Source organism: Chryseobacterium sp. CH25 (assembly GCF_004119455.1).
Classification (GTDB): Bacteria; Bacteroidota; Bacteroidia; order Flavobacteriales; family Weeksellaceae; genus Chryseobacterium.
Genome location: NZ_NRQT01000009.1, coordinates 26,512 through 38,041, shown reverse-complemented (window position 1 = coordinate 38,041; position 11,530 = coordinate 26,512). Strand labels below are relative to the sequence as shown.

The 11,530-nt window shown below is 34.8% G+C and carries 15 protein-coding genes; 9 read left to right on the top strand and 6 right to left on the bottom strand.

Annotation, left to right across the window (positions count from 1 at the left end; translation table 11 throughout):
* The first annotated feature begins 33 nt into the window (after positions 1–33).
* Both BOQ64_RS24160 and BOQ64_RS24155 read left to right on the top strand, forming a co-directional pair.
* Entirely contained in the window at positions 34–213 is a 180-nt protein-coding gene (locus tag BOQ64_RS24160) for a hypothetical protein (RefSeq protein ID WP_228448457.1), read from the top strand.
* On the top strand, positions 203–472 hold the full coding sequence (locus tag BOQ64_RS24155) for a DUF559 domain-containing protein (protein ID WP_228448456.1): 270 nt from the start codon (positions 203–205) through the stop codon (positions 470–472). Before BOQ64_RS24160 ends, BOQ64_RS24155 begins: the two co-directional genes overlap by 11 nt.
* A 118-nt stretch (positions 473–590) precedes the next feature.
* Here BOQ64_RS24155 and BOQ64_RS18070 read toward each other — a convergent pair whose 3' ends face one another.
* From BOQ64_RS18070 to BOQ64_RS18050, 5 genes are all read right to left on the bottom strand, one after another.
* Entirely contained in the window at positions 591–884 is a 294-nt protein-coding gene (locus tag BOQ64_RS18070) for a hypothetical protein (RefSeq protein WP_129057137.1), read from the bottom strand.
* 50 nt (positions 885–934) lie between these two features.
* Positions 935–1,921 (bottom strand): 2-hydroxyacid dehydrogenase, encoded by a 987-nt coding sequence (locus tag BOQ64_RS18065; protein WP_129057136.1) that lies wholly within the window; start codon positions 1,919–1,921, stop codon positions 935–937.
* 64 nt (positions 1,922–1,985) lie between these two features.
* Positions 1,986–2,255, bottom strand: coding sequence for a prevent-host-death protein (locus BOQ64_RS18060; protein ID WP_129057135.1), 270 nt, complete (start codon positions 2,253–2,255; stop codon positions 1,986–1,988).
* A 232-nt stretch (positions 2,256–2,487) separates the two neighbouring features.
* A complete protein-coding gene (locus tag BOQ64_RS18055) occupies positions 2,488–3,138 on the bottom strand; it encodes a protein-L-isoaspartate(D-aspartate) O-methyltransferase (protein ID WP_129057134.1) in 651 nt (216 codons plus the stop codon).
* A gap of 100 nt (positions 3,139–3,238) precedes the next feature.
* Positions 3,239–3,919 (bottom strand): hypothetical protein, encoded by a 681-nt coding sequence (locus BOQ64_RS18050; RefSeq protein WP_129057133.1) that lies wholly within the window; start codon positions 3,917–3,919, stop codon positions 3,239–3,241.
* 147 nt (positions 3,920–4,066) lie between these two features.
* Between BOQ64_RS18050 and BOQ64_RS18045 the strand changes: the two genes are divergently transcribed.
* From BOQ64_RS18045 to BOQ64_RS18015, 7 genes are all read left to right on the top strand, one after another.
* Complete coding sequence (locus BOQ64_RS18045) at positions 4,067–5,035, top strand: Gfo/Idh/MocA family protein (protein WP_129057132.1); 969 nt, start codon at positions 4,067–4,069, stop codon at positions 5,033–5,035.
* Between the two features lie 311 nt (positions 5,036–5,346).
* Positions 5,347–7,077: a cellulase family glycosylhydrolase gene (locus BOQ64_RS18040; protein WP_129057131.1), complete on the top strand. Its 1,731-nt coding sequence runs from the start codon at positions 5,347–5,349 to the stop codon at positions 7,075–7,077.
* 20 nt (positions 7,078–7,097) lie between these two features.
* Positions 7,098–8,021: a CGA/CIA family class A beta-lactamase gene (gene bla-A / locus BOQ64_RS18035; RefSeq protein ID WP_129057130.1), complete on the top strand. Its 924-nt coding sequence runs from the start codon at positions 7,098–7,100 to the stop codon at positions 8,019–8,021.
* 56 nt (positions 8,022–8,077) lie between these two features.
* Positions 8,078–8,488: a hypothetical protein gene (locus BOQ64_RS18030; RefSeq protein ID WP_129057129.1), complete on the top strand. Its 411-nt coding sequence runs from the start codon at positions 8,078–8,080 to the stop codon at positions 8,486–8,488.
* A gap of 10 nt (positions 8,489–8,498) precedes the next feature.
* The gene (locus BOQ64_RS18025) at positions 8,499–9,389 is read left to right on the top strand and encodes a 3-hydroxybutyryl-CoA dehydrogenase (RefSeq protein WP_185147086.1); all 891 of its coding nucleotides are present in this window, start codon (positions 8,499–8,501) and stop codon (positions 9,387–9,389) included.
* A gap of 81 nt (positions 9,390–9,470) precedes the next feature.
* Positions 9,471–10,787, top strand: coding sequence for a hypothetical protein (locus BOQ64_RS18020; protein ID WP_129057127.1), 1,317 nt, complete (start codon positions 9,471–9,473; stop codon positions 10,785–10,787).
* A gap of 38 nt (positions 10,788–10,825) precedes the next feature.
* Entirely contained in the window at positions 10,826–11,065 is a 240-nt protein-coding gene (locus BOQ64_RS18015; protein WP_002977986.1) for a hypothetical protein, read from the top strand.
* A gap of 49 nt (positions 11,066–11,114) precedes the next feature.
* Here BOQ64_RS18015 and BOQ64_RS18010 read toward each other — a convergent pair whose 3' ends face one another.
* Positions 11,115–11,525, bottom strand: coding sequence for an META domain-containing protein (locus tag BOQ64_RS18010; protein ID WP_129057126.1), 411 nt, complete (start codon positions 11,523–11,525; stop codon positions 11,115–11,117).
* Between the last annotated feature and the right edge of the window lie 5 nt (positions 11,526–11,530).

Below are 11,530 nucleotides of genomic sequence, written 5' to 3'. Positions count from 1 at the left end.
GGAAGACGGGGTGGTTAAAATAAAAACACACAAATGAAAGAAATAATCACAAACATCAAAGGGATTCCTATCTACAGGAACTTTGTAGAAAATCTACCCTACAACCCTCTATTAAAAGTTTTACTAAAAGAAAAACGTAAAGCCCGAATATTGAGTGAAGTGATCTTCTGGAAAAAAGTCCGGGCAAAAAAATTTCATAAAATTGATTTTTGACAGACAAAGAATCATTGGGAATTATATTGTTGATTTTTATGTGAAAACATTAGGTCTTATCATTGAAATTGATGGTTCAAGCCATGATGAAAAACAAATTTATGATGGGATAAGACAGGAGTATCTGGAATCGTTAAGCCTGTTAGTTTTTAGATTTACTGATTTTGATGTAAAGAACAATCTTTGGATAGTAATGAAAGAATTGGAAGATTTTATTATTACTCATTATGGAACCACCCCGTCTTCAAAAATTGAATAATTTTTGAATCCACCCCTCCAGCGGAGGGGAATTTTTCCTTACAAAACAGGTTTTCATTTCAAAAATAAAAAACCTTACTGGATTTCCAGTAAGGTCTATATATTTCGGGTATTTAAAATCATGTTAAGACATCATCATTTTCTTCTTCATGATCGTCCTCATTATCACTGAGGCTCCAATAGTTATTTTCTTCATCTTCCTCTCCTATTTCTTCCATTTCATCATCATCTTCTACACCGGGAATATCCAGACCTTTATCTATTTTGTCGTCATCTGTATTTTCATCAAATATAGGGTTCCCGTCTCCGTCAAGCGAGATATGTTTCTCTCTATTGAATATATCTTCATTGGGATCATAATCCATACGCTCCAATCTTCTGTTTTGCTCATTAATATTGTTTTCCGGTGCCATGATGTTTAGATTTTAAGGGTTATTATAATGAGAACAAAAATAATTCCAAGTTATGATAAATGAAGAGAATATACTTCGGGATTTGCACAATTGGGCATCTCTTTTCCTTTTGAAAAAGCAATAAGATTTCCGGCAGCCAATCTTGCCATTCCGTTTCTTGCATCTATCGTAGCAGAACCGATATGTGGAAGTACACAGACATTCGATAACTTCAGGATAGGATTATCTGCAGACATGGGTTCCGGATTGGTGACATCAAGTCCTGCTCCCCAGATTTTTTCTTCCTGTAACGCATTATATAAATCCTGTTCCTGATGAAAACCTCCTCTTGCTGTGTTGATAAAAATAGCACCAGGGTTCATCTTGTCAAATACCGATTTATTGAAAAGATCCTTATGTTCAGGGGTAAAATTGGCATGAACACTCAATACATCTGAATTTCTGACCAATTCATCAAAGGAAACATACATTGCTCCCAATTCTCTTTCAGCTTCCTCATTACGGTGGCGGTTGTGGTAAATAATTTCCATATCAAAAGCTTTTTTGCACTTTTCAGCCATCTGAAAACCTATTCTTCCTAATCCGAAAATCCCCAATGTTTTTCCATAAAGCTCCTGCCCCAAAGCATGCAAAGGATCAAAAGTATCCCAATTACCATCTTTTACTTTTTGAAAATTATAACTTGCCCGCCTTGCTACCGACTGCATCAGTAAAAATGCAACATCAGAAGTCGCTCTGCTCAGCACATCCGGTGTATTTCCAATCGGAATATTCCTCTGATTGGCTTCTTTTATATCCACGTGATCAAAACCCACAGAATACAAGGCAATAGCCTTTATATTGGGACAGGCATCAAAAAATACTTTATCATATTTAAAATCACCGCCAACGTTTAGAATAACATCTGCATTCTGACAATATTTCAGCCATTCTTCATAAGTTAAATTTTCATTTTCGGGAAGCGTTACCTGCAGACCTTCTTCCTCTAACATATTGATTCCAATCTCTGGAATTCTTTTATTAATAAAGACTTTCATTAGTATTTTTTAGATTTAAATAAAAAACCTCACTCGCAAAAAGTAAGGTTATTAAACTTTAATATTAAAAATTATTTCTTCTCATCAGAATGTTCTTATTCTTCTTCCAAGCTTCAGAAGGCACCTCCTGAATTTCTCCCCAAACTTCTTTTATTGATTTCTGGGCATGCATCATAAATTCATGTTTGGTAGCCGCCTGATTCTTGTTTTTCATATCATGAAGATAATCTTTCATCTGCTTAGAATAGCTTTCAGTACTATATCCTGGATTATTTTGCAGGTTCTTTTGAAGATTACTAAAATCATGTGACGCTTTGAATCTGTTCGTATCCATAACCATAAGATTTTAAGTGGTTTTGTTTAGAAAAGAGTCCAATTTTTGTTCCGAACTGCACTAAAAATGTATTAAAAAAAACACAAAAAAAATTAAATTATGTGAATTGTAATGTCCACAAAATGATTTTATTTTTTAGCGATGAATGCCCAAAATGAAGAACTGGTGTTTGAGACCAGCACATCTACCAATTCCGTAGCCCGGATTTAATTTTCGTTATACAGAGAGTTGATTATTGGTTGGTGTTCCCCAACATCGGCACAAATTTATAAGCTCCAAATTCTTCTTTTTCAAATTCAGTGGGACCTACTTTAGTGAACCTGTACAGCACCTGCTGATCTGTTGGTCCTAATGGGATTACCATTATTCCACCTACTTTTAGCTGTTTCAATAATTCTGTGGGTAAAGTTCCTGCACCGCAGGTTACAATAATTTTATCAAAGGGTGCAAAGGTTGGCAACCCTGCAAAACCGTCTCCAAAGCTTTGAAATTTAGGATATAAATGAAGTTCTCTCAACTTATTTTTTGAAAAATCAAATAAATCTTTCTGCCTTTCTACTGTATAGACATGAGCTTTCATTGCCAATAAAACGGCCGTCTGATATCCACATCCTGTTCCTATTTCCAGTACTTTCTCACCGGCTTTCACCTGTAGCAGCTCAGACTGTTCCGCTACTGTAGAAGGATGTGAAATGGTTTGATGTGCCAAGATGGGAAAAGCCCTGTCTTCATAGGCAAAGTCTTCAAAAATACTTTCGATGAAAAGGTGTCTCGGAATTTCATTTATTGCCGAAAGTACATTTTCATCCGAAATCCCGATTCTGTATCTGAGATATTCTACTAAATTCTTTCTTTTTCCTTTATGTACAAACGAATCCTGCATCTGACAAAAGTAAGAAATTAGATTTGAGATTTCAGAAATCCGGGAAAAGAATTATCCACAAAAAAGCTGTCAAAAATCTGACAGCTTCTGTTTTTATATATTAATTCCATTTTACAACCTGTGAGGTGACATCGGTATACGTATTACCTGCACATCTTTTTCTAACATAGAACATATAAGAGATTGTTTTATCCAGGTTAATAAAAACAGCACTATGTCCAGAAGAAATTGGGTCGCCATTTCCCGGAGCAGGAGGCGTACTACTTGTTCCTAAATATACTTCATACACTGAAAGCCCATCCGTATCCCAGGAAACTGTCGCTGAAAATTTAGGATCATAAACAGAAGAAGTTGATGTAGTATAATTAACAAAATCTGGTTTTACACAAGCCGTAGTATTTTCAGAAAGAATAGTGATAGGTCCTGCCCAATTGCTCTTTCCATCAACTGTTCCACAGTTCTTTCTTACATACAAGTCATATTTTTTACCCTTAAATATTGGAAGACTATAAGAAGTATTGTTCACTTCAGCTATAGTTCCATTTCCTAAAGAAAATCCCTGTTCTCCATATTGTACCTCAAAATATCCTGTTCCCTGAGGTGTATTACTACTCCAGGAAAAAATGTTGTACAATGGTTTAAAACTTAAACTTGTTGGAGTTTCACACTTAGGCTGTGGTGGTGGGTTATTGTGCAATTCAGTAGCAATATCATCTCCTGATCCTGAGCATCCTGCAGCTAATAGTCCAACTACGGATAAGATGAAATACATTTTTTTCATAGTGATCATTTTTATAGGACGCGAATTTAATACAATTCTTTTAATTGATTAAGATCTACCAATACCTGTCTCTTCAGAAAATCCAAGTGAAAAGTCATGTATTTTTATACTATACATTCACTATCTTTACAGAAATTTAATACAGCTATGTTAAAAGCAGGTTTGGTAGGTGCCGGACACTTGGGCAAGATCCACTTAAAACTTCTTAATCAGTCAGATCGATATGAGTTTGTTGGATTCCACGATAAAGATGTTGAAAACGGAAAAAAATTAGAAGCCGAATTCGGATATAAATATTTTGAAAATTTTGATGAATTGCTTGGTCAGATCGATATGCTGGATATTGTTACACCAACAATCTATCATTATGACTATGCATTAAAAGCGATTGAAAAAGGGCTTCATTTCTTTATTGAAAAACCGGTTACCCAAACTCTGGAACAGGCAGAGGAAATCCTTCGCCTATGCCAGGAGAATGGTATTAAAGCACAGGTAGGACATGTTGAAAGATACAACCCGGCCTTCATTGCTACTAAGGAATATATCAAAAATCCAATGTTTATTGAAATTCACCGATTGGCTGAATTCAATCCTCGCGGAACCGATGTTTCTGTAGTCCTGGATTTGATGATTCACGATTTGGATATTTTATTAAGTATCGCTAAATCTAAAGTGAAAAGCATCCACGCAAGTGGTGTTTGTGTAGTAAGCAAAACTCCGGATATTGCCAATGCCAGAATAGAATTTGAAAACGGATGTGTTGCCAATCTTACCACTTCCAGAATTTCTATGAAAGCCATGAGAAAAAGCAGATTCTTCCAGAAAGATGCTTACATCTCTGTAGATTTCCTTGAGAAAAAAGCAGAAGTAATCAGAATGAAAGATGCTCCGGAAAACCCTACTCCATTTGATATGATTATTGAAAATGCTGAAGGAGAGAAAAATCAGATCCTGTTTGAATATCCAAACATTCAGCCTAACAATGCTATTCTTGATGAGCTAAACTCTTTTGCTGATGCTATTACAGGCGGTAAAAATGTAGAAGTTTCTCTTGAGGACGGAACTGAAGCGTTAAAAGTTGCTTTGGAAATTATGCAGCTTATCAGCCAAAAATAAAATACACTGTTTCCAAAAGCAGTATAGTTACAATGCTATCTTATTAATCACAACAATGGTTATGAGATAGCATTTTTATTGACTATAGTTTTGTTTTTAAAACAAAAAATCAATGATTCATCAATATAAAATCCATTTTAAAACAAAAAAAACAATATATTTGAACAACAATTCAATAAACAATTGAAAGATTTTGTTTTACATACCCAATGGATTCCAACCAAAATAAGTAGTCACAATGCAAACTCTTATTATGGCTTGACCCTATTTTATAATTAACCCCTTCCCCATCATTTAAAATCAAAACAACTATGAAAAGAACCATTCTATTATCCGCTTTATTATTGTCTCAATTTGGGACATCTCAATTATTGAAGACTTCCGGACAAAAAATTGTTAATGATAAAGGTGAAAACATCCAATTGAGAGGTCTTGGACTAGGCGGATGGATGCTTCAGGAAGGTTATATGCTGAAAACAGCAGATTTTGCAGGACCTCAATATAAAATAAAGGAAAAAATAGCTGAATTAATTGGTGAAGATGGAATGCAGGAGTTTTATAAAGCCTATTTAAAGAACGGAATTACCAGGCAGGATATTGATTTCTTAGCCAAAGCCGGATTCAATTCTATCAGGCTTCCGATGCATTATAACCTCTATACCCTTCCCATAGAAAAAGAACCTGCAAAAGGTAAAGATACCTGGCTGGAAGAAGGTTTTAAAATGACAGATGACCTACTCCAATGGTGTAAAGACAACAAAATTTATCTGATCCTTGATCTTCATGCCGCTCCCGGCGGACAGGGAAATGACGCCAATATTTCTGATAATGATAAGTCTAAACCTTCTCTTTGGGAGAGTGAAGAAAATCAGAGAAAAACAGTTGCACTTTGGAAAAAACTAGCGGAACGTTATAAAAACGAACCATGGATTGGTGGATACGACATCATCAATGAACCTAATATCAATTTCACAGGTAAAAATCCAAATGGTACAGACGAAATGTCGAATACCCCACTTTGGAAATTACAGAAAGACATCACCACAGCAATCCGGGAAGTAGATCAAAAGCATATTATTTTTATTGAAGGAAATGGTTGGGGTAATAATTACAACGGTTTAATACCTATCTGGGATAACAACATGGCTTTCAGCTTTCATAAATACTGGAATTACAATGATGATAAAACCATTCAGTTTGCGCTGGATCTAAGAGAAAAGCATAATATGCCGATATGGCTTGGAGAAACCGGAGAGAACTCTAATGTATGGTTTACGGAACTGATTCAGCTACTGGACAAACACAATATCGGATATGCTTTCTGGCCTATGAAAAAGATTGATAATATTGCCGGAATCACCAATGTAAAAACAACTCCTGAATATGAAAAACTATTGAATTACTGGAAAAATGGTGGAGAAAAACCATCAAAAGAGTATGCAAAAAAAGCATTGATGCAAATAGCTGACAACTACAAATTCAGCAATGTGGAAGTTAAAAATGATGTTATTGATGCTATGTTCAGACAGGTGACCGATGGTTCTACAAAACCTTTTAAACATCATCAGATTCCCGGAAGAGTATTTGCTTCAGACTATGATTTGGGACGAATGGGTGCTGCTTATCTGGACAAGGATTTCATCAATCTATGGGTAAGTGATCCAGCTAAAAGATCAGAATGGAATTCAGGCCAGCAGATGAGAAATGATGGTGTTGATATCTACTCTTGCCATGATACAGTAACCAATCACTATTATGTTGGAAAAACAGAAACCGGAGAATGGCTTCAGTATACGGTTAATTCCAAAACAGATAAAAACTATACGTTTGAAATCAGATATTCGGGTATCAATCCTTCCAAAATAAAATTGGAAAATGCCTCAGGAAAACTATTAGCTCATATTTCATTACCTTCTACAGGCAAAAATGAAAATTGGTCAACTGTTTCTTCTAAAAATATACCGCTTCAGAAAGGAGAAAATAAAATCAGAATCATTTTTGAAAATGAGGGTGTAAATCTGAATTATTTTGAAATAAAGTAGCAGGAATTACCTTAAATTGCATATCCCTTTTAACCTCTAAAAGGGATTTCTTTTTACTCTGTCTTTATGAAAAAATAACCATAATTTTCCTTTTAATATCGGCATTTGCATCAGCACAAAAATCTGACCTGGAACAAAAAATAAACTCTATTACAAAAGGCAAACAAGCAACAATAGGTGTTTCTGTTCTGGGATTTGAAAATAACTTTAAGTACAGTCAAAATGGTGATAAAAAACTGCCAATGATGAGTGTTTTCAAGTTTCATGTGGCCTGTGCTGCTCTCGATCTTGTAGATAAAGGCAGACTTTCCTTAGATCAAAAGGTTTTTATTAAAAAATCTGAACTTTATAATACATGGTCTCCTTTCAGAAAAAAATATCCTGAAGGAAATATCGAAATAACTTTAAGTGAAGTCATTGATTATACTGTAGCATTAAGCGACAATAATCTTTGTGATATTCTGATAGATCTTGTGGGAGGCACTCAAACTGTACAGAAGTATATGGATTCTAAGGGTGTAAAAGACTTTCAGATTAAACATAGTGAACGAGGAATGGCTCTTAATGGCTGGGATTCTCTGTATGAAAATTATACGACCACCAATTCTACGGTTCAACTGTTGAAAAAATTCTATGATGGTAAGCTACTCTCAAAAAAATCTACGGATTATCTGATGAATATTATGCTGGGAACCCAAACCGGAACCAATAAATTAGTGGAACAGCTGCCAAAAGGAACTCCTACAGCTCATAAGACGGGATCTTCCAGTATAAAAGATAATATTCTTACAATTGCAGAAAACGATATGGGAATCATCACGCTTCCCAATGGAAAACACTATGCTATTACTGTATACGTAAGCAATTCCAAAGAATCTGAGGCTGAAAACTGCAAAATAATCTCTAATATTTCCAAAGCAGTCTGGGATAATTTTAATAAATAAAATATTAAGCTTAATTTTAACGCAGAGAATCGGATGGATTCTCTGGGTTCATCATTATGAAAAAAGTATTATTAGCAGCTGCTTTATTTTGCGCTACATTCTTCTTCGCACAGAAGAATCAAAACTATTTAAAGATCAGCTATACCAGTGTATGCTGTGGACCGGCCTCTGAAAAACCAGTCATCAGCTACCTGAAAGAATTTAAAAGAAAAAATCAGATCAGAAGTCTGGAAATCCTGATGCAAAAAGGAATGGGCAGAGAAGGTGAATTTGAATTATATGTAGGGACTGATTTCCTGAGCATCAACCAGAGAAAACGTCTTATACGTGGACTTACCGCTTCGGTATCCAATCAGAATAATAACAAAAAGTCTCAAAATATAGGGACTGTCAATTTTGATTCTGCAGATATTGTTCATCAGCAGGATCTCATGAGTTCAAAAAATTTAACTATCTATAAAAAATAAAGGAAAAATGATCAAAAACATTGTAGTTATCGGCGCGGGAACCATGGGAAATGGTATTGCACATACTTTCGCACAAAGTGGTTTTAAAGTAAATCTTGTGGATGTATCTCAGGATGCTTTAGACAGAGGATTGAAAACCATTACTACTAACCTTGACAGAATTATCACAAAGGGAAACCTTACAGAAGAGCAAAAAGCTGAAACTTTAGGAAACATCACTACTTTCACAGCCCTTAATGATGCTGTAGGAGCAGCGGACCTTATCGTAGAAGCGGCTACTGAAAACCTTGACCTTAAATTAAAGATCTTCGGTCAGATGGATGAATTGGCTCCTGCAAACTGTATCCTTGCAACCAATACTTCTTCTATTTCTATTACGAAAATTGCTGCTGCTACCAAAAGAGCTGAAAAAGTAATCGGAATGCACTTTATGAACCCGGTTCCTATTATGAAACTGGTAGAGATCATCAAAGGATATTCTACTTCTAAAGAGACTTTCGATGCTATTTATGAAATGAGCAAGACATTAGGAAAAGTGCCTGTAGAAGTGAACGACTATCCAGGTTTTGTGGCTAACAGAATCTTAATGCCAATGATTAACGAATCTATCGAAACACTTTATAATGGTGTTGCTGGTGTAGAAGAAATTGATACGGTAATGAAATTAGGAATGGCTCACCCAATGGGACCCCTTCAATTGGCAGACTTTATAGGTCTTGATGTATGTCTTGCGATCCTGAACGTAATGTATGATGGATTCAAAAACCCGAAATATGCTCCAAATCCATTGCTTGTAAACATGGTAACAGCTGGAAAACTAGGTGTAAAATCCGGAGAAGGGTTCTACGATTATTCTGAAAGCAAAAAAGCTGAAAAAGTTTCAAAAATGTTTTTAAAATAGTTTTTCAGATGATGAGTTGTGCGTTATAAGTTATAAATTTGGAGTCTCAACCTCTGATTATACAAAATGACTACAGCTTTGATGAAAATTAAAGAAAAAAACATTCAAATATTATTGGTCATCATTACTTTAGTGATGACCATTTTTCGTTTTTTACTGAATGAAAAAGGAAGGGTAAATCCGGACTCTATCCGTTATATGAGATTTGCTCACGGATTACCTGTTATTGACAATACAACCACTCCTCTAGGCTATCCTGCAGCCATAAAATTCTTTACTTACTTTGGTTTTGATGAATTCTGGAGCAGTAAGCTAATAGGCATTCTCGGGTGTCTTTTTATTATTTTATTTGCTTGGAAAAAGAAATTTTATTTTAGAGAATCTATTCTTGTATGTAGCTTATTCAGTATCGTTTCCATTTTTGCCTTTACGATGAGTGAGGCTCTTATTTTACCTTTTGTTTTCCTTTTCCTCTATATATCATCTCTTATCATTAATAGAAATCTTGAAGGACTGAAAGCTGTCTTTTATCTTTCTTTATCATTGATTTTACTCTACAATATAAGATACAGTGCCCTCTTTATCATTGGTGGTACAGGATTGTATGGACTCATTTTCTGGAAAAGAAAATACGGACCAGTATTCATTGTTTCGGCAGCCATAGGAATGGTTTTCATTGTTTTATATAAGTTCTTATTCATCGATTATTTTAACAGTGAATATGTGAAAGATTTTTTGGAAATGGGACTTCATACTACTCCTGAATTATTAGTAGAATTATTCCAGGGATTATGTACTACTTTCAATCCTTTTATTCATATGGCTAACCCAGGTGGAGGGATTATCAACTATGGAATTTACGGAATTGGGCTTCTGAATATCCTTTTCATGATTTTCCTTTTTGTTAAACAAAAGCTTTCAGATACTGAGTTCTTTTATGTTTTCATTGGTATTTCAGGAATCGTGTGTTCTTATTTTATACAGTATTTCTATTCCATAAATCCTATGGATTACAGATTATTAGCTCCATTCAGTTTTCCGCTTTGGTTGATTTATTTTAAAAAATTGTTTGAAGTATTTGACACTAAGGTTTATATCATTGGAATTTTAAGTCTGATGTCTGGAATGCTGTTCACATGGCTTTCAAAGGGAAATTATCTTGAAAACAGAAAAGCAGTTACAGAGTTTTTAAAATCCGAAAATTTAGATAAAGTTCCTCTGAAATTTTTTATTATTGAAGAGGAAGACCTGGAGAAAGTACAATTAGCAGAACTTATCAGTACTGTAAACCCTCAGGTAAGCATTACCTTCAAGCCTCAGGATACTCTACAAAAAACAACATTAACGCGGTATAAAGTTTTACAAAAAGTTAAGATCGACAAGAATAAATATCAATAATTTTATTATCTTTGATTCAAAGTTAAAACATTAAAAAAATGAAATTACCAAAGTTTTTATTAGCAGATAATTCGGAATTTCCTGAAGATCTATTCGTAGTTCACACAGAATATCCAAGATTTATCCTAAACGTTGAGGAAGAGGAAGTTGAGTGGTTAGATGATCTTGAAGGAGATGATGAAGAAACTATGGCAGATGAAGCTACAAAAGTAGTGGAAGCAGCTTTCAAATGGTGCGATGAAGAGTTGGCTAAGTACGACGAAGAAGAGGAAGATTAATAACATCTAAATCATAAAAAAGGAACTCAAATTGAGTTCCTTTTCTTTTTTATTCTGATTTATTGAATTTCAATAATAAAAGATTGTCTTTATAAAGCTCCAGGGTATTTCCTGAAATCACATATTTGTTAGCTTTTCCCATCATATCCATAAAGTTCTGCTCTACTCCGATATTATTACACATCATCTTTGTAGAACCCATTTGTCCGGCAGAAAAACCTCCTGTAGAAGGATCTATGGTAGCCGTTCCGAAGTAGTTGTTACATCCTGCATTTCCATTAATTTTTTCTCCTTCGATATTTAATGTTGGGATTTTTCCTTTTACGTTCTCAGCAAGAGTCCATTTTGTATTGGCAAGAGCCGGCTGAGCTTTTCCTACTTTAGAAGCAGACGGGCTTGTCATGGATCCACATGATGCCAATACTGCTGCTGTACATATACTTAAAAAAAGATTTTTCATTTTTT

What these genes read in the sequence shown, in the direction of transcription:
- BOQ64_RS18070 (WP_129057137.1), bottom strand. Translation starts at nt 884, where the DNA reads ATGGCACCGGAAAACAATATTAATGAGCAAAACAGAAGATTGGAGCGT.
- BOQ64_RS18065 (WP_129057136.1), bottom strand. Translation starts at nt 1,921, where the DNA reads ATGAAAGTCTTTATTAATAAAAGAATTCCAGAGATTGGAATCAATATG.
- BOQ64_RS18045 (WP_129057132.1), top strand. Translation starts at nt 4,067, where the DNA reads ATGTTAAAAGCAGGTTTGGTAGGTGCCGGACACTTGGGCAAGATCCAC.
- BOQ64_RS18050 (WP_129057133.1), bottom strand. Translation starts at nt 3,919, where the DNA reads ATGAAAAAAATGTATTTCATCTTATCCGTAGTTGGACTATTAGCTGCA.
- BOQ64_RS18055 (WP_129057134.1), bottom strand. Translation starts at nt 3,138, where the DNA reads ATGCAGGATTCGTTTGTACATAAAGGAAAAAGAAAGAATTTAGTAGAA.
- BOQ64_RS18015 (WP_002977986.1), top strand. Translation starts at nt 10,826, where the DNA reads ATGAAATTACCAAAGTTTTTATTAGCAGATAATTCGGAATTTCCTGAA.
- BOQ64_RS18020 (WP_129057127.1), top strand. Translation starts at nt 9,471, where the DNA reads ATGAAAATTAAAGAAAAAAACATTCAAATATTATTGGTCATCATTACT.
- BOQ64_RS18040 (WP_129057131.1), top strand. Translation starts at nt 5,347, where the DNA reads ATGAAAAGAACCATTCTATTATCCGCTTTATTATTGTCTCAATTTGGG.
- BOQ64_RS18030 (WP_129057129.1), top strand. Translation starts at nt 8,078, where the DNA reads ATGAAAAAAGTATTATTAGCAGCTGCTTTATTTTGCGCTACATTCTTC.
- BOQ64_RS24160 (WP_228448457.1), top strand. Translation starts at nt 34, where the DNA reads ATGAAAGAAATAATCACAAACATCAAAGGGATTCCTATCTACAGGAAC.
- BOQ64_RS18060 (WP_129057135.1), bottom strand. Translation starts at nt 2,255, where the DNA reads ATGGATACGAACAGATTCAAAGCGTCACATGATTTTAGTAATCTTCAA.
- BOQ64_RS18010 (WP_129057126.1), bottom strand. Translation starts at nt 11,525, where the DNA reads ATGAAAAATCTTTTTTTAAGTATATGTACAGCAGCAGTATTGGCATCA.